Raw genomic sequence first — 22,377 nt, 5'->3', positions numbered from 1 at the left:
CTGGGCCCGCGACGTTCCCGAAGTAGCGGGGACGTGCGGGGGGCGTTCCATGTTCAGGACTGTGCGGCAGGATCGGCTGATTGCCGAGATGCTGAAGGCGTCGCGTCTTGGCGAGGACGGCGCGCTGCGCATCGTTGCGCCCGTCGATACCAAGCTGGCCGTGGTTCCGAATTCGCCGCCGACGACACCGATCCCGACCGTCACGCCGAGCACGCCGATCGAGACCAATGCCAGCCTGACCGTGGCGGCGGGCCAGACGCTGTACTTCGCCCAGAATACGGGCGGTCTGACCGCCATCCTGTTCACCAACGCGACCCCGCCGCCGGCACTGACCAACAACGGCACGATCGTGATGAACCTGGCCGACGGCTCCGGGTACTCCAATGCGGTCATCGGGAGCAGCTGGTCGCACCTGTCCAGCCGGACGCTCTTCCACAACACCGCCACCGGCAAGATCTACGCGCTCGCGGCGGGGGCGAACGCCAGCGTTATCGCCGTGCTCGGCTCGTCGACCTACGACACCTTCAACTTCCGCAACGACGGCCTGGTGCAGGCCGTCTCCCTGAACGGCAGCGCCATGGGCGCCCTTTGGGTCGAGAGCTTCACCCAGACCGCCGGCGGCGTCCTGCGGATCTGGGGCGAGACGTACGGGGAGGGTGTCAGCACCCGGCTGCTCTACGGCAACATCGACTCCGTCACCTTCGACAATGCCGGCCTGATCGAGGTGACCGGTCTCGACGCCAGGGCCGACGACGGCATCTCGGCGATTGGCGTCCGGCACTCAGCCGGCAAGTTCTACAACAGCGGGACCATCCGGGCGATCACCGCCAGCGAGACGGACATCAGCGTCGGCGTCCTGGTGGAGTTCGGCCACCACCCCTTCGTCAATTCCGGGACGATCGAGGCCGATTTTGCCTTCTACGTGGATGACAACGCGCCCTATGGCTCGAGTGCGTTCATCCCGCCGATCTCCAAGCTGACGGTCCAGAACAGCGGCATCATCAAGGGCCATTTCTGGCTCGGCATGGGCGTCCATTCGATCACCAATACCAACCTGATCGACGGCGCGATCTTCATGCGCGACGGCGAGCTGGTCTACGAGGGCGCCACCGGCCATATCACCGGCCCGTTCTATCTGGGCCGCGGCATCAACCGGATCGTCCTGGGGACCGACAACGGCCTTGTCTACGGCGGCGGCGGCGCGGACACCCTGATCGGCAACACCGGCTCTGACTGGTTCGAGATCGGTCGTGGCGACAACGTCATCGACGGCGGCGCGGGCTTTGACACCCTATCCTTCCGCTCGGCCTCGGCCAGCCTTGTCCTGAACATGGCGACGGGCAAGTTTTCGGTCGGCGGGTCCAGCACCGTAGCGCGTATCGAACGCGTGATCGGCACGGACTTCAGTGACTCGATAACCGCGGCCCCCCAGGCGGTCGAGTTCTTCGGCGGCTACGGCGACGACGTTCTGACGGGCGGGGCCGCAGCGGACCTTCTGGTCGGGGGCGTCGGCCAGGACGTGCTGCAGGGCGGCGGCGGGGCCGACACCTTCGTTCACGTCATCGGCGAGGGGCGCGATGTCATCCTCGACTTCCGCACCGGTGGCGCCGACAAACTATTGATCTACGGCTACTCCAGCGCCGCCTCGATCGTCCAGCAGGGCGCCGACACCCTGATTACTCTCGCCCTGGGCGAGACCATTCTGCTGAAGAACTTCACGGCCTCCAGTCTGGCGGCGAGCGATATTGTCTACTCCCTGGGCTCGTACATGGGGCCGGCTGCGCCGGCGGCGCCCCCGCCCCTGGGGGTCGAGGGGCGCCACTTCAACGCCGATACCGTTATTGCTGCAGATGAAGTCTATATCGTCGACTACCCGTTTTATAACTTCTTCAGTAACCTTATTCCCATCTATCACATGTTCTTTTCCAGTAACGCGTATCGCGATACTGGCAGCGTGAATTTTGAGAACTACGGATATGTGCGAGGGTCATATGATGACTACGGCATATTCATCGGCCACTTCAACTACTATGGCGTAAGAGACGCTTCGCGCATTGACCTTCATGAAGGTTCCAGCTTCATTGTCGAAAATCACGGCGAAGGTTACGTCTACGCGTTCGAAAGCCAGGAAGGGTCGTTCGCGCCGATTACCAATGCCGGATACCTTGGCCTTTACATCGGGACGGGCTGGGCCTCTGTAATCAACACCTACAACAGCCAGTACGTCTTCAACAACCTCGCGACCGGCGTGATTTCAGTGCGGGCGGACCTCGGGTTCGCCTTCGGGCCTAACTTCCACAACGGCGTCAACGGCGCCAACTGGGGAGTGATCGAGGCCTTCTCCGACGCCAACGGCCGGACCTCGCAATATGCCAACACGGGATTGGCGATCGGGGCCAGTGTTCAGCGCTACGAGAGCGGCTACTTCGCCAACCATGGCCTGATCCGCGCGCAGGGCGACACAGCCATCGCCCTTGAGATCGGCGGGATCAACGACGTCCGGTTCCAGAGGTTCTTCGAGAACAGCGGCATCCTGGCCGCGAAGACCGCCTTCCTGATTGATTCCTACGGGACCTCGTCGCCGAACCTGCAGGTGGCGAACACAGGCGTCATGCTGGGCGACGTCGATCTGAAGTGGGGGATGACGCAGTTCGTCAATCTCGGCCGGGTGGTCGGCGATTTCCTGATGCAGGGCGGGACGAACATCATCGACCTGCGCCAGGGCGAGCACAGCGGCAACTTCATCATCAACCCGACGATTTTCAGCGGCCAGGATGTGCGCCAGCTGATCTTCGCGGGATCCGGCAACAGCGAGTTCCGGGTCTCTGCCGGCGGTTCGAACCTGGTCACGGTGATCAACGGCGGCGAGGGCGTCAGCACGGTGGTGCTGAACCAGACCCGCGCCTCGGCAACCATGGCCCAGAATGCGGACGGCAGCTGGACCGTCACGGCCGGCACGGCCGCGGGCGGCACGCTGATCCTGCGCGATGTCGAGACCGTGCGCTTCACCGACCAGGCGGTGAACATCGGCCTGGCGGCGATCTCGGGAACCTCCGGCTCGGAGACCGTCAACGGTACGGCTGGCATCGACAAGCTCTACGGCCTCGCGGGGAACGACACCCTGAATGGCGCGGCGGGCAAGGACCTGCTGAACGGTGGCGCCGGCGACGACCGCCTGGATGGTGGGGCTGAGGTCGACACCCTGATGGGCGGCTCGGGCGGGGACATCTTCGTCTTCAAGGCGGGGGGCGGCCAGGACATCATCCTCGACTTCGATGATGGTCTCGACCTCATCGAGGCGCTGGACTACGCCGAGGTCCGCTCCATCGTGCAGCAGAACCTCGACACCCTGGTCACCTTCGCGCCGGGGCAGACCCTGCTGTTGAAGGACTTCAAGGCCGAGAACCTGACGGCCGTCGACTTCAAGTTCGGCAATGTGGCGCCCTACATTCCGCCTGCGCCGGCCCAGCCCGCCGCCTACGACCGCCTGCTCAGCGGCGGGCCTGCGATCGACATGCTGTACGGTGACGAGCGCAACGAGCAGATCAACGGCGCCGGCGGCAACGATCACGTGAGCGGCAGCTTCGGCCAGGATCGGCTCGACGGTGGGGCCGGCGATGACACTGTCACCGGCGGACCGGGCGACGACATCGTCATCGGCGGCCTCGGCAACGACCGGCTCTATGGCGATGAAGGCATCGACGTCTTCGTCTTCGCGCCGGGAAGTGGCGCCGATACCATCATGGGCCTCTACGACGAAGACCGCATCGATCTCACGGCCTACGGTTCCATCGCCTCCTTCTCCTATGTGGGTCTCGACCTGCAGATTAACCTGGCGGGCGGCTCGTCGATCCTGCTGAAGCTGGCCCACCCCTTCGACCTCAAGCTCACCCATTTCATAGGGCTGACGAGCCTGCCGGAACTCCCCTTCCGCGTTAACAGCGGTACGGCCTCGGCCGACAACCTGTACTGGATGTCCGGCGCGCTGAATGACATCCGCGGCCTCGAGGGTGACGACACGATCTACACCTACTCGGTCGACCGGATCGACGGTGGCGCCGGCAAGGACTTGCTCTACCTCTCCCGGTCCGACCGCGGACCGGCGATGGTCATCGATGTTGCCCAGGCTGCGGCCGGCGTCGCCCAGGTCAACGGGCGGGGCTCCATCGTCAACGTCGAACAGATCCGGTTCGAAGGCGGCATCGGCGACGACCGTGTGTTCGGTCATCTGTACGCGGATGAACTTCGGGGCGGCGGGGGCCGCGACACGCTCGAGGGCCGGGACGGGGCCGACCTCATTGTGGGCGAGGACGGCGACGACACGCTCCGCGGCGGAACGGGCGCCGACAAGCTGTACGGCGACCATGAGGGCGTTCTCGCGCTGGGCCAGCGTCCGGGCAACGACCTGCTTGAAGGCGAGGACGGCGATGACCTGCTGATGGGGCGGGAAGGCAACGACATCCTGCGCGGTGGGATTGGCGCCGACGAGCTGATCGGTGGGGCCGGCGGCGACACGCTGGAAGGCGGGGACGGCGCCGACATCCTGACCGAGGGGCCTTACGAGTTGGGCTTCAATATCCTGCGGGGCGGGGCCGGGGACGACGTCATTACGGCGTCCTTCGCCAACGTGATCGACGGCAGCGCCGGGTTCGACCGGGTGCGGCTGACGGCCGGCGCGCTGGTCACGACAGGAATTGTCCTCGATATCGCCGCCGCCGCTGCCGGGGTCGCTCAGGCCCAGGCCAACGGCGGCTCGATCGTCAATGTCGAACAGCTGATCGCCATCGGTGGCTCGGGCGCTGACCGGATCACGGGCGGAGCCTACGTCGACGACCTGTCGGGTGGTGCCGGAGACGACATCCTCAGCGGCGGGGCCGACGATGACATTCTGGCCGGCGGCGACGGCGCGGACCGCCTGTCCGGCGGCGACGGGTGGGACTGGCTTTCCGGCGGCGCCGGCGAGGACGAACTGACCGGGGGGGGCGGCGACGACATCCTTTACGGCGGCGGGGGGTCGGACAAATTCGTTGTCGCGCCCAGCGGCGGGTCGGACACGATTGTCGACTTCGAGGCCGGCGTCGACCTGATCGACGTCAGCGCCTACGGCGGCATCAAGGGCTGGGCCCAACAGGGCGACGGCGCGGTCGTCGCCTTGAACGACGGAAGCCATCTGCTGCTGGCGGGCGTGACCGCCTCGAGCATCAGCAACGCCTCCTTCATCGGCCTGCCGCTGCCACCGCCCTATCAGCGCGAACTGGTGGGAACCGGCGCCGCCGACACCCTGACCGGAGACGGGCGCAACGAAATCCTGCGCGGGCTCAATGGCAACGACACGCTGAACGGGCTGGGCGGCATCGACCGGCTCGAGGGCGGCGACGGCGAAGATACCCTGAACGGGGGCGATGGCGCCGACGTCCTCGTCGGCGGCCTCGGCAACGACGCCTACAACGGCGGGGCCGGCGCCGACACGGCCGATTTCACCGGCGTTGAAGAGTTCATCCAGGTCAACCTCAGTCTCACCTTCGGCCAGCAGATCGGCTCGGATCTCGACACCTTCGACAGCATCGAAAACCTGATCGGGGGCGCCTATTCCGACGCGCTGACCGGCAACACCGTCGCCAACCGGCTGGAAGGCGCGGGCGGTGACGACTTCCTGTACGGCGGCGATGGCGATGACCAGCTGCTGGGCGCGGAGGGCTCGGACGACCTGAGCGGCGAGGCCGGCAGCGACACCCTGACCGGCGGCGCGGGCGCTGACCGGATCAAGGGCGGCCTTGGAGCCGACACTCTGACGGGCGGAACCGGCGAAGATGTCTTCGTCCATGAGGTGGGCGACGTCGCCGATGTCATCACCGACTTCGAGCTCGGGGTCGACTTTATCGAGGCCGGCGGCCACAGCAGCTACACGGTTTCGACGGTCAACGGCCAGGCCCGGGTGACCTTCGAGAACGGCGAGACCCTGACGCTTCAGGGCGTCGCCGCGGCTGGGCTGACGGCGAGCCACTTCTATGGGCTGGTGAGTCCGCCGCCGCCCCCGCCTCCGCCGCCCCCGCCCCCTCCGCCGCCTCCACCCCCGCCTCCGCCGCCACCGCCCCCGGGTCCGGTCTACGACCGATACCTGACCGGTACCGCCGCGCCTGATGTGATCACCGGCGATGGCCGCAATGAGGTCATCCTGGGCTACAGCTTTGGAGACACGCTCAGCGGCATGGGCGGGTCCGACCGGCTGGAGGGGTCGCACGGCGACGATACGCTGAACGGCGGCGACGGCGACGACATCCTGATCGGCGGCGCCGGCAACGACACCATGACCGGCGGCGCCGGGGCCGATGTCTTCAAGCTCGACGGCGGCGGAAACGCATTGATCCTGGACTTCACGCGGGGCCAGGACCTGCTGGACTTCACCGGCGCCGGAGGCGTCTTCCGTCTATTCCAATCGGGGGCAGATGCTGTCCTGGTCTACGGCGGCGGCCTGCTCCTGCGCCTGCGGAATATCCAGGCCAACCAGCTGACCCTGTCCGATTTCACCGGCCTGGCCGTCCTGCCTGTCGCGGCGATGACCGCCACTCCGGTCACCGGAACAACAGGTTCGGACTCCCTGTTCGGAACCTCCGGCCGGGACAGCATCCAGGCGCTGGAAGGCAACGACGACATATACGCCACGACCGACGACACCATCGACGGCGGCACCGGAACCGATCGGGCCTACGTTGGCAGCCAGATGGGCGACGCGGCGATCATCCTCGATCTTGCTCTCGCCGCGGCCGGTACGGTTCAGGCCATGGGCGCGGTGGGCTCCATCGTCAATGTGGAAACCCTGTCGATCGGCGGCAGCGAACTCGCTGACCGCATCTACGGACATGTCAATGCTGACGGCCTCGATGGCGGCGGCGGGGATGACATCCTCGAGGGCCGCGACGGCGACGACTATCTGGTCGGTGGCGACGGCGCCGACATTCTTCGCGGCGGCGCCGGGGCCGACCAGCTCTACGGGGACGACGACGTCAATCCGGACGAAAAGCCCGGCGCCGACCTGCTTGAGGGCGGGGCCGGGGCCGACCGGCTGGAAGGCCGTGGCGGAGACGACATCCTGCGCGGCGGCGACGAAAGCGACTATATCGTTGGCGGCAAGGGATACGACACTCTGGAGGGCGGGGCAGGGGCCGACACTCTGTACGAAGACTTCGACGGGGCCGATGGCGGGATCGCCAGAGGCGGCGATGGCGACGACCTGATCCAGGTCAACTGGCGCCACGCCATAGACGGTGGCGTCGGCGTCGACCTGCTCGACCTGCGTCTCGACTTCAACATCACCACGCCCCTGGTGCTGGACCTGGCGGCCGCGGCCGTCGGGACCGTCCAGACGCTGGCCGGCGGCGGCAGCGTCGTAAACGTCGAGCGGCTGAAGCTGCTCTCCGGCGACGGCGCCGACCAGGTGACGGGCTGGATCTATGCCGACGACATCGCCGGCGGTCGGGGCGCCGACATCCTGAAGGGCGGCGATGGCGACGACCTGCTGAACGGGAATGAGGCCGATGACCAGTTGGGCGGCGGCTCGGGCGCCGACAGCGTTCATGGCGGCGACGGCGCAGACCGGCTGACCGGCGGCCTGGGCGGCGACACGCTGTCTGGCGGCGCCGGGGCCGACGTGTTTGTCGCCACCGCCGGCGGCGGGGCCGACACCGTCTGGGACTTCGTTGTCGGCACGGACAAAATCGACGCGACAGCGTTCGGGGCCACGGTCTCGCGGATCCAGGTGGGTTCGGACACCCGCGTGACCTTCGCCGACGGCACGACCGTGCTGCTTCAGGGCGTACAGGCCGCCGCCCTGACCGACGCCAGCTTCATCGGGTTGAACGCGCCACCGCCTCTGCCCCCACCACCGCCGCCTCCGCCGCCTCCGCCTGTCGGGCAGGTGACGCCCGGCGACCAGGCGACGCTGACCGGCACGGCCAGCGCCAACACTATCAACGGCACGGACCTGTGGGAGACGCTGCAGGGTCTGGACGGCAATGACACGCTCAATGGTCTGGGCGGGTCGGACAAGCTCGAGGGCGGCGTCGGCAACGACAAACTCAACGGCGGTGACGGTGACGACGTGATCGTCGGCGGCGCGGGCCAGGACACCCTGACGGGCGGCGCCGGGGCCGACATCTTCGTCATTGGCGCCGGCGATGGGACGACCAACACCATCGCCGACTTCCAGGTCGGGGCGGATCGCCTCGATGTGACGGCCTTCGGCGGCTACACGGCAATCAGCCAGCTGGCGGCCGGGGCCAAGGTGACCTTCTCCGACGGCAGCACGGTGACTCTGACCGGCGTCCAGGCCAGCCAACTGACCGCCGCCAGCTTCATCACGGGCGTCAGCCCGCCTCCGCCTCCGCCGCCACCACCTCCTCCTCCGCCGCCACCCCCGCCACCGCCGCCGACCTACGCGCTGCAGACGGGCACAGCGAACGGTGAGACGCTGACCGGCACGACCGGTCGCGACGAACTTCAGGGTCTGGGCGGCGCGGACACGCTCATCGGCGGCGACGCCGATGACCTGCTGGCCGGCGGAGAGGGCGATGACGCCCTGACCGGCGGCGCGGGTTCGGACATCCTCACCGGCGGAAACGGCATCGACCGCTTCGTCGCTGTCAGCGGCGGCGGGGCCGACACGGTCACGGACTTCGTGGTCGGGACCGACAGGATCGATGTCACCGGCTTCGGCACGTGGAGCGCAGCCCAGGACGGCGCCAATACTGTCGTCACGGTCGGGACCGGCACGGGCATCAGCTTCCGGCTGACCGGTGTGACGGCTACCAACCTGACGGACGCCAGCTTCCTCGGCCTGCCTCCTCCGCCTCCGCCGCCACCGCCTCCTCCACCGACGGGGCAAGTGATCCCGGGCGATGAAGCGACGCTGACTGGTACGGCCGGCGCCAACACGATCAACGGGACAAACCTGTGGGAGACCATCCTCGGTCTCGACGGCAACGACACCCTGAACGGCTTGGGTGGTTCGGACCGCCTCGAAGGCGGCGTCGGCGCGGACAAGCTGTTCGGCGGCGACGGCGACGACATTCTTGTCGGTGGGGCGGGTCAGGACACCCTGACCGGCGGCGCCGGCTCGGACATTTTCGTCATCGGCATCGGTGACGGGACGACCAACACCATCGCCGACTTCCAGGTCGGTGTGGACCGGCTCGATGTCAGCGCCTTTGGCGGCTACACAGCGATCGGCCAGCTTTCCGGCAACGCCAAGGTGACCTTCTCGGACGGTAGTTCTGTCACCCTGACCGGTGTTCTTTCGAGCCAACTGACCGCCGCGAGCTTCATCACCGGCGTCAGCCCGCCACCGCCACCGCCACCGCCACCGCCTCCTCCTCCTCCGCCTCCTCCTCCTCCTCCGCCGCCTCCGCCCCCGCCGCCTCCGCCTCCGCCGCCCCCGCCTCCGACGGGGCAGGTGGTTCCGGGCGATCAGGCGTTGCTGAGCGGCAATGCATCGGCCAACACGATCAGCGGCACGGACCTGTGGGAGACGATCCAGGGGCTCGACGGCAATGACACCCTGAACGGTCTGAACGGGTCCGACCGCCTGGAGGGCGGGGCAGGGGCCGACAAGCTCAATGGCGGCGACGGCGACGACGTGCTGATCGGCGGCGCGGGTCAGGACACCCTGACCGGCGGCGCGGGCGCGGACGTCTTTGTCGTCGGGCTCGGCGACGGCGCCAACACCATCGCCGACTTCCAGGACGGGATCGACCGCATCGATGTCAGCGCCTTCGGGGGCTACACGTCGATCGGCCAGCTGGCCGCCGGCGCGAAAGTGGTCTTCTCCGACGGCAGCTACGTCATCCTGACCGGGGTGCAGGCCTCAAGCCTGTCCTCGGCCGACTTCATCGGACTGCCCGCTCCAATGCCGGCCGATCCGCCCAAGGATGGCTGGCTGCTGTAGGGTTCGCCGTCCGGCGATGGGGTTAGCCCCGTCGCCGGCGTCTTTGGCCAGGCACGCCCAGCCAACAGGCGGCTTCCTCGGAACGGGTCATCCGGTTGCGGACAATGTTCGGCGACCTGGGAACCGTTTCATTTGAAACTTTGTTAACCCTCCCGATTGGCTGGAGGGTCAACGCGTGGTCATCAATCGCGGCATCGGGGGATGGGTTTCCGTCACGGCCGCGCGCGCCCTCTGTCTGTCTCCCCACAGTGCTCCAGAACTTTTTGAACCCCGGCCGGAAGAACCCGGCCGCCCCGCTCGTTGACCTAGACAGGACGGGCGGCGGCAGGAGGCCGTTTCGCCCGTTGGAGGGAATATCGAAATGGCCTACCGCACCCAGGCGGCCGTCCAGATGGACGCCGATGACCGCATCCTGTTCCGCCGCGACATGCTCGGCGACGACCAGATTGTCCGCACCTCGCACAACTTTGCCGACCTGATGACCACCACCAGCCTGGTGACCAGCAGCGGCCCGGCGACCGAGGCCAGCAGCTTCGACTGGGTCGCCTACGCGGCACACCTGAAGCACAACCACGGTGAGGGGTTCGCCTTTGACGGCGTTGGTGACGGCAAGGACGTGGCGCCGATCGCCCCCCTGCTGATCACCACCGACCTGCATCCGGGCGATGCCAGCACCACCGCCACCCTGACCGTCGACGGCCCCCATGTGATCGCCGCCATCGACACGGTCGGCGACATGGACTGGTTCAAGGTCCATTTCGAAGCCGGCCAGACCTATGACGTCTCGATGTTCCTGAAGGTCGGCGGGCCCAACCTGGTGCCGCTGGCCGACGCCTTTATCGAGCTCTACGACGCCAACGGGACCTTCATCCTCAGCGCCGACGGCGGCGGGCCCAACACCCCGTCCGGTCTCGACGCCATCCTGACCTACACGGCCACGGCGACCGGCGACTACTTCATCAACGCCCGCTCGTTCGACAACGAGCCGGCCGATGGCACGAACGGTGAGTTCGTGGGCGACTACGAGATCTTCCTGACCTCGGTCGACCCCAACGCGCCCGGGGCCTATGTGCCTTTCTATTCGCCGGACAGCCCGCTGCATTCGATCGATTGGGGCAGCGTCTTCGACCGCAGCTCCCGCAACCCGGACGGGGACAACGGCAGCCGCCCGAACTACCGCACGCCGGACGGCGGCTCGCCGATCACCAACAACGAGTACGGCATCACCGGTAAGAACGTCATCACCTACTACTTCGCCAAGCAGGGCGACGTGTTCGTCGATGAGGAGCCGGGCGGCCTGGCCACCATGGTCCAGGCCAAGAACATGACCCAATGGGAGAAGGACGCCTTCCGTCTGGCGCTTGACCAGTTCGAGCATGTCGCCGACATCGTCTACCTCGAAGTCTCCACCCGGGCCGAAGCCGACCTGAAGTTCGTCACCTATCAGGGCACGCCGGGTGTCGGAGCCAGCCTGCTGGGTCGGATGAGCCCCCCCAATGAGCCGAACGAGGGTCAGGCCGAGTTCAATAGCGGCGATGTCCGTTGGACCGAGGCTGGCCTCAGCCAGGGCGGCTTCTACTTCACGACCCTGTTGCACGAGTTCGGCCATGGCCATGGCATGGCCCACCCGCACGACAACGGCGGTCGCTCCAGCGTCATGCGCGGCGCCGGCCCTAGCGACGACCCGGCCGAGGGCGCCATCGGCGGCCAGCTGGGCGATTTCGAACTGAGCCAGCAGGTTTTCACCATGATGTCCTACAATGACGGCTGGCAGTCCTCGCCCTACGGCATGCCCAGCGCCGGGGGCATCACCGGCACGACCGCTGATCCGTTCGGCTGGATGGGCACGCTTGGCGCCCTCGACATCGCCGTCATCCAGGACAAGTACGGCGTCAACGAGAGCTACAACGCGGGCGCCAACATCTATGTGATGAAGGACGTCAACGCCGCCGGCACCTTCTATCAGTCGATCTGGGACGGCGGCGGCACGGACGAAATCCGCTACAGCGGCGCCCGCGACGCCAACATCGATCTGCGGGCCGCCAGCCTGCAGTACGAGGAAGGCGGCGGCGGCTGGATGAACTACGCCTATGGCATCCACGGCGGCTACACCATCGCCAACGGCGTTGTCATCGAGAACGGCACGACCGGGTCGGGCAACGACCAGCTGCGCGGCAACGACGTGGCCAACACCCTCAAGGGCAACGCCGGCAACGACATCATCGCCGGCTGGGGCGGCAATGACCGTCTGGAAGGCGGCGCGGGCGATGACCAGATCGACGGCGGCCTCGGCAACGACAACCTGATCGGTGGCGATGGCGCTGACTCGCTCACCGACACCGGCGGCACGGCCGACCAGATGTACGGCCAGAACGGCAACGACGTCCTGACCATCACCCGGGCGGCCGGCGGCACGGGCAGCTTCGTGCTCGACGGTGGCGCGGGCGACGACCGCTTCGTGCTGGGGGCCCTGTCGGGCATGACCCAGGCGCGCGGCGGCGACGGCCTCGATCGCTTCGAGGCCCATGGCTCGGCCACCGTCACCGGCGGTCTTGGCGTCGACACCATCCGCATCGAGGGCGACTTCGCCGCCGGCGCGGTGGTGGCGGTCGAGGATTTCACGGCCGGGGCGGGCGGCGACCGGCTGGATATGTCCAGCTACATGGTGGCCAGGTTCACCAACTGGGATGGGACGTCCAACCCGACCAGCACCGGCCACGTCCGCGTCACGGCCAGCGCCACCGGCTCCATCGTTCAGGTCGACCTGAACGGCGGCGGCAACAGCTGGACCACCATCGCCACGCTCAAGGGCGTCTCGCCCGGCCAGCTGACGGCCGAGAACCTCGGCTTTGCCCTGACCGGCGGCGCCAGCGGCATAACCGGCACGGCGGGCAATGACACGCTGAACGGCGGGTCCGGTGCGGACATCATCCTCGGCCTGACCGGCGATGACACTCTCAAAGGCAACGGCGGCAACGACGAACTGCAGGGCGACGGCGGCAAAGACAAGCTGTACGGCCTCGATGGCGATGACAGCCTCTATGGCGGCGACGACATCGACCAGCTGCTCGGCGGCAACGGCAACGACGCCCTGTTCGGTGACGCCGGCGACGACATCCTGATCGGCGGCCTTGGCAAGGACACCCTCACGGGGGGGCTCGGCAAGGACAGCTTCAACTACACCCTGACGGCGGAATCGGCCGCCGGAGCGGCGGACCGCATCCTCGACTTCAACGCCTCCCAAGGCGACAAGCTGAACGTCAAGGGCGTCGACTCCGATATCAACCTCGCCGGCGACCAGGCTTTCGTCTTCGTCGCCGCCTTCGACGGCCACGCCGCCCAGGCGGTGCGGGCCTATGACGCCGGCCTCAACCTGACCACCCTGTCGTTCGACACCAACGGCGACGCGGTGGCCGACATGGTCATCGAACTGAACGGCAACGTGACCGGCGGCTGGATCCTTTAGGTCCCGTACATCAGCGTGCGACAGCGCCTTCCCGCAACCGCGGGGAGGCGCTGAAGCTGTTTCGTAACATCGGTATCTGAGCGCTGGACGCGGCGGCTCGGGTCTGTGAAAGTTGGCGGATCAGTTCGAGGCGCCGCCGTTGCTCACCACGCCCGATCCCTTCTCGCAGCAGGCCCTCGAGGAACTGCGGAACCACCCGGGCCTGTTGCCCGCGATCGTCAAAGCCGCCCAGGCGACCGTCGACCTGTACGACCACCAGTCGGCCGGGATGCGCAAGATGTTCCAGGACCGGGGCAGCTACATGACGGGCCTGGCCGCCATGGCCCTGCTCGGCATGGACGCCCTGACCCTGCAATCCCTGAAGTCGGCCTGCGCGGCGATGGGGTTCTCCAGTCCGGGGCGCGTCAACCGCTTCTGGACCGACCTGCGGGCCTCACGCTACCTGACCATGACCCGGTTGCCGGACGGCCGACTGGACCGCAGCCTGACGGCGTCGCCGGAGTTGATCGATCAGTATCGCCGGCATCGCGCCGCCTTCGTCGACGCCATCGGCTATCTATGGCCGGAGGTCTCCGAGCAAGGGCTGGCCTTGATGTCCGACGACCAGGCCTATCTGAAGGTCGAGGCGTCGATCTGCGGCGTGCAGGCGATGCACCGCGACGTCTTCCTGTTCCGCAATACCCCGATCAACATGTTCATCGAGCGCAACGCCGGCCTGCTGATCCTCCTGCATCTGTTCACCGAGGACCCGCCGCAGTCCAAGCCCCTCTCGATCCATGCCCTGGCCAAACGGTTCGGGGTGTCGCGACCGCATGTGAAGAAGTTGTTCGAGGACGCGCGGCAGGAGGGGCTGCTGATCATCGACGATGAGGCGCGCACCCTCTGCTTCACCCAGGCTGCGGCCGACGCCTTCATCGCCTCCTGCTCCCATCTGATGCAGGCTGTCCGGATCGGCCTGCAGATGGCTCTGGCACAGTCCCAGGCCTCGGCAGAAACCCGCTAACCCCTGCAGATTCTTGACTTAATGCCCCTTCCGGTCTGTCGAGCATTGTTCGGCGGGCGGGTCAGGTGCAGTCCTCACTATGAGGGTTGCAAGACGCGTTCAGGCCCCTGTTGCAAGCTGACCCTTCAGGGCCATGGCCGGCGCGCCGCAGAAGGCAGGGCAGAGCATGGCCACGCTGTATGGTTCGAACGTCCCCAACATCCGCTCGGGAACCAACGCCGACGACATCCTCTACGGCTGGCAGGCCGGCAGTTCGACCCAGGGGCCAGCGACTGACGGTGACAGCCTCTACGGCCGGGGCGGCAACGACACCATCTACGGCGGCAACGGCGACGACTTCCTCTATGGCGAGGCCGGCAACGACCTCCTCTACGGCGGGGCCGGCAACGACACCCTCGATGGCGGCGATGGCAACGACTACCTCTACGGCGATGGCGGCCGCGACAGCCTGTACGGCGGAGCCGGCAACGACCAGCTCGACCTCGGTTTCCTGACTTCCGAGGTCAACGCCATCGCCGACGGGGGGGCGGGCGACGACATCCTGCTTGGCGCGCGCGGCAGGTTCTACGGCGGCGCCGGGATCGACATCCTCCAACTCGACCGGACCTTCGCCCCGGCCCTGGACCTGACGGTGCTGGCTGGCGGAGCGCTGTCCACCGCGGTCGACGGCACGACCGTGTCCGGCATCGAGACCTTCTACATCATCGCCAGCAGCCTGGCCGACCACATCGCCCTGGCCGGCGGCGCCGACTTTGTAGCCGGCGGCGACGGCGACGACGTGGTGTCCGGCGGGGCCGGCGCGGACAGTCTCGCCGGCAACAACGGCGCCGACCAACTGTCCGGTGACGACGGCGACGATCTTCTGGCCGGCGGCAATGGCGACGATCACCTTATCGGGGGCGCCGGCGCCGATACCCTGTACGCCGACCTTGGGGATGAGGGCTACGGCGCCGACCTCCTGGAAGGCGGTGACGGCGATGACGTTCTGGATGGTGGCTTCGGCAATGACACCCTGCTGGGCGGGGCCGGCGTCGATGAACTCTATGGCCAGGAGGGAAACGACATCGTCGATGGCGGAGCGGGCAATGACCGGCTGGCCGTGAGCCTGGGCGCCGACATCCTGCGGGGCGGCGACGGCGACGATGTGCTTGAGCTGAAGAACCTGGTGGTCAACGAGTACAACCAGCTGATCCAGACGATCCCGTTCGACGGTCTGGACACACTAGAGGGCGGCGCGGGGGTCGACACGCTCGAGGTTCGGCTGCGGTTCTACTATGAGCCTGAGGTCCAGCCGGGGACCTTGACCCTGTCGGTCGGCGATTCGACAGCGATGACCACCTCGCTGCTGGGCCTCAGCACCACCGGCATCGAACGGCTGGTCGTCTACGAGGTCAACGGTCACGTCGTCGACCTGACCGGCGGGGCCTGCAACGACATCCTGACCGCAGGCAGACTCGGCGGCGTCCTGCGGGGTGGGGGCGGCGACGACGTTCTGACGGCGGATTACGACGACCTGCTGTATAATCAGGCCTTCCAGTTCATTGTCCCGATCACCCTGTCGGGTGGCGATGGACAGGACATCCTGCATGCCGTGAAGGGCGACCTCGACGGGGGTGCGGGAAACGACACCCTCATCCTGCACGGCGAAGGCACGATGCTGGGGGGCGACGGGAACGACGACATAACGCTCGGCAATCTCGACATCGCCGAAATCTCGGTCGATGGCGGGGCCGGGAACGACACCATCCACTATGGGAACGGCGGCGACATTCACGGCGGCGACGGTGACGACATCGTCCTCTTCACATTTGTCAGCATGGGGGGATCGGCGACGATCGACGGCGGGGCCGGCGATGACATTCTCAATGGCGGCGAGGTGTCTCAAGTCCTGATCGGCGGTCTCGGCAATGACGTCATCAATGGCGGCCAGGCCAATGAAGTGATCTGGGGCGGCGAGGGCACGGACACCATCGATGGCGGCGGGGGCTTCGACAGCCTGAGACTGGACCTCAGCTTCAGCAGCCTGGCCCACACCCTGTCCTTCACGACGGCCGGACAGAGCGTGACGATCTCCGGCGGCGGCGGCTCCTTCATCAACATCGAGGAACTGACCTCCTACATCGGCGGCTCCGGCGTCGACACCGTCACGCTCGGCGTCACGCCCGCATACGGGAACGGTTTGAGCGCGATATATGCTGGCGGCGGCGACGACGTGCTCACCGCCCTCGCCGCCGGATACTTCTACGGGGAAGCCGGCGCCGACAGTTTCACCAACAATTCCGGTGACCTCGCGCGGTTCGAGGGCAGCGACGGCAACGACACGCTCAGCACGCTCAGCGGCCGGACTGACGCCTTCGGCGGCGAGGGCGTCGACACGCTGGGCGGGGGCGGAGCGGATGATGTCCTCTACGGTGAAGGCGGCGCCGATCAGCTGACCGGCGGCGGCGGGGACGATTTCCTCGACGGCGGGGCCGGCGGCGACTTCCTCTACGGCGGGGCCGGCGCCGACTATGTCGCCTACTACGCCTCCAGCACCGGGGCGGCCGTGGATGGCGGCAGCGACTTCATCGACGGCGGTGACGGGTTCGATCACGCCTTCATCGACCTGACGCCGCTGACCGGGGCCCTCAACATCACCCTCGGCGCGGGCTCGGTTGCGTTCGGGGCGGGGCCGACGACCTTCGGGGTCGAGAGATTCGAGCTGCTCGCCGGCAGCGGCGCCGACCAGATCCACGCTGGCGCCTATGGCGACTTCATCGACGGCGGGCTCGGCAACGACCTTCTCTACTCGGGGGCCGGCGACGACTTGCTGTGGGGCGGCAACGGCGACGACACCGTCAGCGGTGAGGCCCACGACTACATCGATGGCGGGTCCGGCAATGACATCCTGGTGCTGCTTGACCAGGATGGCCTCTATGCCGATGGCGGCGATGGCATCGACATCGCACGGGTATCCTTCGAGTCAGCGACCAGCGGCGCGGCCTTCGCTGGCCAGGCGGCGGCGGAGGAAACCGGTACGGAAGACGGCGCCACCCTGACCAACATCGAGCGGTTCTTCGTCATCGGCGGCGCCCACGACGACGGCTTCGCCGGCTCCGACGGCGCGGACCGGCTCGAAGGCAAGGCCGGCGCCGACACTCTCTCGGGCGGCGGCGGTGACGACCTGCTGATCGGCGGGGCCGGCAATGACCAGATGAGCGGCGGGGCCGGGGCCGACATCTTCCTATTCGACTCGGCCGGGTCGGATACCATCCTCGACTTCCAGCTGGGTTCGGACCGGCTCGATGTCACGGCCTATGGCGGATATCAGTCCATCACCCAGGAAGGCGGCGGCGTCACCCTGGTGACGGTTGCCGCCGGCGTTACCGTGCGGCTCAACAACGTCTCGGCCGCCAGTCTCACCAACGCCAGCTTCATCGGCATCGTCGGGCCGCCTCCGCCACCACCTCCGCCGGTCTATGACCGTACCCTGACCGGCACGGCCAGCGCCAACACGATCAGCGGCGACGGCCGCAACGAGATCATCCAGGGCCTGGACGGCAACGACACGCTGAACGGTCTGGGCGGCAGCGACCGGCTGGAAGGCGGCCTGGGGGCCGACAAGCTGGACGGCGGCGATGGCGCCGACATCCTGATCGGCGGGGCCGGCCAGGACACCCTTACCGGCGGGGCAGGGGCCGATGTCTTCCTGCTGGCCACCGGCGACGGGGCCAACACCATCACCGACTTCGTCATTGGCACGGACAAAATTGATGTCAGCGCTTACGGCGGCTACACCAGCAAGAGCCAGCTGGCGGCCGGGGCCAAGATCATCTTCGCCGACGGCGCCTATGTGATCCTGACAGGGGTGCAGGCGTCCAACATCACCAACGCCGACTTCATCGGCCTGTCACCCCCCGCGCCACCCATGCCGGCCTTGCCGCCAAAGGCCCTTGTGATGGAACCCAAGGCGGTGGAAACGACCTCCAGCCATGGCGATTGGTTCTTCCACGGCTGAGCCCGCTTCGGGGCGAGCCGCGACCCGTCAGCGCGGGTCGCCCGTTAAGCGTCAGTTTTCATGGCCGCTTCACCTCACAGGCGGTATACCGACGCTAGGGAAGCGGCCTCGCGTGAGTCCGCCTGGGCTCAACTTGCCCCCGCGCCATGGCGATCCACATTGGATGTCAGGCGTTCGGGGCCACACCGGCGCGGCGCCGGGGCGTTGACGAGGCTTGAATGGCATATCGACTTGGCGTTGACGGCCTGGGTGAAGCCGACCCGCTGACCGGCTTTGGCGACATCGGCGATGACGCGACCCCGCCGGCCCGCGAAGCGACCGACACGGCCCTGCTGACCCGGGCCTGGCTGACCGAAGGCGTCGTCTATACCGGCGTCGGCCACCTGGAGGCGCTCGGCGACCTTGACATCGCCATGAGCGACGAGGGGCCGCAACTGCGTTGCGGCTGCCCGGCCTGCGCCGGCAACGGCCCGCAAGATGAAAAGCCCACCGCGGTTCCGAACGGCGGCGACCCCGCCGACGCAGATCCGTCCGGTTTCCTCAACGCCGACGCGCGGGGCGGGACGGGACCGAACGGCAAGGTCTCAAAGTCCATCGACGAGGCGGCCTATCACCTGAACCGCACCTACGCCTCCTGGAACGATTTCTATTTTCAGCCCGGCGTCGCGGACGTCGACAACCACTGGGATGACCCCTACTGGGGCGGCGCGCCGAGCTATGTGACCTTTGGCTTCCGCACCTCGGCGCCCAGCAACATGCCGGATGACACCACCGGATTCCAGGCGTTCAACGCCGCCCAGATCGCCGGCGCCTTGCTGGCGCTGCAGTCCTGGTCGGACGTGGCCAACGTCGTCTTCATCCACGACGAGGTGATCAACGCCAGTACCAAGATGCTGTTCGGCGCCTTCACCGGCGGCGCCGACGGCGCGGCGGCCTTCGCCTACTACCCGAGCCTCAGCGCCAGCGGCGGCGATGTGTGGGTGAGGAACTCGGGCACCAACACCAACCCCCAGATCGGCAACTACGGTCAGCTGGTCCTCGTGCACGAGATCGGCCACGCCATCGGCTTCTCGCACCCGGGAAACTACAACGCCGGTGACGGCGATGGCCCGATCACCTACGCCGTCGACGCCGAGTATTACGAGGACAGCCACCAGTACACGGTGATGAGCTACTTCACCGAGGGCAACACGGGAGGCGACTTCGGGCCGGTCTATCCCGGCACCCTGATGCTGGACGACATCGCCGCCGCCCAGCGCACCTACGGCGTCAACACCACGACCCGCACCGGCGACACCATCTACGGCTTCAATTCCAACGCCGACCGGCCCTGGTTCAGCGCAACCAGCGCCTCCAGCATCCTGGTCTTCGCCGTCTGGGACGCCGGCGGCAACGACACCTTCGACTTCTCCGGCTATTCCAACGACCAGGTCATCGACCTGCGAGAGGGCAACTTCTCCAGCGTCGGAACCGCCAGCGGCGAGAACCTGATCGGCAACGTCGCGGTGGCCAAGGGAGCGGTGATCGAGAACGCCATCGGCGGCTCTGGTTCGGACACCATCTACGGCAACGCGGCCGCCAACCACCTGACCGGCGGCGGTGGTTTCGACATCCTGACCGGCGGGGCCGGCGCCGACGTTTTCATCTTCGGGCTGGGGTCTGGCAACGACCTCATCAACGACTTCGTGGTCGGAACCGACCTGATCGACGATACCGCCTATGGGCAATACTTCGGCGTGGTCCAGGACGGGGCCGACGCCCTGGTCATCCTGACGGCCGGCGTAACTGTCCGCCTGACCGGCGTCAGCGCCGCCACGGTGACCAGCGCCAGCTTCCTGTCGAACCCGTCTCCGCCTCCGCCTCCACCCCCTCCCCCGCCTCCACCCCCTCCGCCGCCGCCTATCTTCAATGAGATCAGCGGTTCCGGCGTTGGCGAGACTCTGAATGGCACAATCGCCCGCGACCACATCCAGGCCCTCGGCGGCGCTGACACGGTCAACGGCCTCGAGGCCGATGACTGGATCGAAGGCGGCGACGGCGACGACGTCATCAACGGCGGGGCAGGGACCGACCTGCTGACCGGCGGCGCGGGCGCCGACACCTTCGTCGCCACCGCCAGCGGCGGCGACGACACCATCAGCGACTTCGCGGTCGGCAGCGACAAGATCGATGTCACCGGCTTTGGCGCCTATTCAAAGGCCCAGGACGGCGCCGACACGGTGATCACCGTGACCGGCGGCGGAACCTTCCGCCTGACGGGAGTCACCGCCGGCACGGTGACCGACGCCAGCTTCCTTGGCCTGCCGCCGCCTCCCCCGCCTCCGCCGCCGCCACCCCCGCCGCCACCCCCGGTGGCCGGGGACGAGCGCACCCTGACGGGCACGATCGGGGCCAATACGCTGAACGGCGATGACCGGCGCGACACCCTCCTGGGCCTCGACGGCAACGACACCCTCAATGGCCTCGGCGGCGCCGACCGGCTCGAAGGCGGAACCGGCAATGACAAGCTCAACGGCGGCGACGGGGATGATGTCCTCATCGGCGGCGCGGGCCAGGACACCCTGACCGGCGGGGCCGGCGCCGACCTCTTCGTCATGGGCGCGGGCGACGGCACGACCAACACCATCGCCGACTTCCAGCTTGGCGTGGACCTGATCGATATCAGCGCCTTCGGAGCCTACACCGGCATCACCCAGTTGGCCGCCGGCGCCAAGGTGACGTTTTCCGACGGCAGCGCCGTAACCCTGACCGGCATCACCGCCGCCAGCCTCACCGCCGCCAACTTCGTCGGCAGCGGCTCACCGCCGCCTCCGCCGCCACCTCCGCCTCCGCCTCCGCCGCCACCTCCTCCTCCTCCGCCTCCCCCACCGCCGCCTCCCGGCGGGACCTACGACCGCACCCTGACGGGCACGGCCGGCGCCAACACCATCAACGGCGACGGTCAGAACGAGATCATCCAGGGCCTGGACGGCAACGACACGCTCAACGGGCTGGGCGGTTCCGACAAGCTCGAGGGCGGGACGGGCAACGACAAGCTGAATGGCGGCGACGGGGATGACATCCTCATCGGGGCCGCGGGGCAGGACACCCTGACCGGCGGGGCCGGCGCCGACACCTTCGTGATCGGAACCGGGGACGGCACGACCAACACCATCGCCGACTTCGAACTGGGCGTGGACCTGATCGATATCACCGCCTTCGGGGCCTACGCCGGCATCAGCCAGCTGGCGGCCGGCGCCAAGGTAACCTTCTCCGACGGCAGCGCCGTGACCCTGACCGGGATCTTGGCCGGCAGTCTCAGCGCGGCCAACTTCATCACCTCGGGGTCTCCGCCGCCACCCCCGCCGCCACCCCCGCCACCGCCACCGCCACCGCCACCTCCGCCGCCGCCGCCCCCTCCGGGCGGCGAGCCGACGCCGCCGGTCGGCTACACGGCTGTCACCGGCACGGCGGGCGACGAAACCAAGGTCGGCGGTACCGGGTCGGACGCGGTTCAGGGCCTGGCCGGCAATGACACCCTCTATGGCCGCGCCGGCGACGACTGGGTCGGCGGCGGGGAGGGCTCCGACAAGCTGTTCGGGGAAGCCGGGGCAGATGTCCTGTACGGCGGCCTCGGGGCCGACAACCTGTACGGCGGGACCGACGCTGACCAGTTTGTCTACTTCCAGATCGCCGACAGCGTGACCGGGGCCGTCGATGTCATCCGCGACTTCAATGCCGTCGACGGGGACATGCTGGATGTCAGCCTGGTCGACGCCGACACCGGCGTGGCGGGCGACCAGGCCTTCACCCTTGTCGGGGCCTTCTCCGGGGCGGCGGGACAGATGACGATCGCGACGGTCAGCGGCACGTCGACGCTCAGCTTCGACGTCAACGGCGACAGCGTGGCCGACATGGTGATCAAGGTCGTCGGAACCCTGGGGACGAACTACGTCCTCTAGGACCCGTTGACGGCGTTTGGCGCGGGGAGG

5 protein-coding genes are annotated in these 22,377 nt (G+C 67.7%); all 5 read left to right on the top strand.

Going from position 1 to position 22,377, the window contains the following annotated elements; all coding sequences use genetic code 11:
* Positions 1-49 precede the first annotated feature (49 nt).
* The 5 genes from AC2YG9_RS13490 to AC2YG9_RS13470 all read left to right on the top strand — a co-directional run bounded on the left by AC2YG9_RS13490 (position 50) and on the right by AC2YG9_RS13470 (position 22,347).
* Positions 50-9,940, top strand: coding sequence for a hypothetical protein (locus AC2YG9_RS13490; RefSeq protein ID WP_487298488.1), 9,891 nt, complete (start codon positions 50-52; stop codon positions 9,938-9,940).
* A gap of 361 nt (positions 9,941-10,301) precedes the next feature.
* The gene (locus tag AC2YG9_RS13485) at positions 10,302-13,406 is read left to right on the top strand and encodes a M10 family metallopeptidase C-terminal domain-containing protein (protein WP_487298487.1); all 3,105 of its coding nucleotides are present in this window, start codon (positions 10,302-10,304) and stop codon (positions 13,404-13,406) included.
* 112 nt (positions 13,407-13,518) lie between these two features.
* Entirely contained in the window at positions 13,519-14,409 is an 891-nt protein-coding gene (locus AC2YG9_RS13480) for a hypothetical protein (protein WP_487298486.1), read from the top strand.
* A gap of 166 nt (positions 14,410-14,575) precedes the next feature.
* Complete coding sequence (locus tag AC2YG9_RS13475) at positions 14,576-18,406, top strand: hypothetical protein (protein ID WP_487298485.1); 3,831 nt, start codon at positions 14,576-14,578, stop codon at positions 18,404-18,406.
* 218 nt (positions 18,407-18,624) lie between these two features.
* Entirely contained in the window at positions 18,625-22,347 is a 3,723-nt protein-coding gene (locus AC2YG9_RS13470; RefSeq protein ID WP_487298484.1) for a M10 family metallopeptidase C-terminal domain-containing protein, read from the top strand.
* Positions 22,348-22,377 lie beyond the last annotated feature (30 nt).

This window comes from Caulobacter sp. SRI_014 (assembly GCF_057586315.1).
This window is presented reverse-complemented; position numbering and strand designations above follow the sequence as displayed.

Bases quoted from the DNA above. Each gene is read 5' to 3' on its own strand.
- AC2YG9_RS13470 (WP_487298484.1), top strand. From the start codon at position 18,625: ATGGCATATCGACTTGGCGTTGACGGCCTGGGTGAAGCCGACCCGCTG.
- AC2YG9_RS13485 (WP_487298487.1), top strand. From the start codon at position 10,302: ATGGCCTACCGCACCCAGGCGGCCGTCCAGATGGACGCCGATGACCGC.
- AC2YG9_RS13475 (WP_487298485.1), top strand. From the start codon at position 14,576: ATGGCCACGCTGTATGGTTCGAACGTCCCCAACATCCGCTCGGGAACC.
- AC2YG9_RS13490 (WP_487298488.1), top strand. From the start codon at position 50: ATGTTCAGGACTGTGCGGCAGGATCGGCTGATTGCCGAGATGCTGAAG.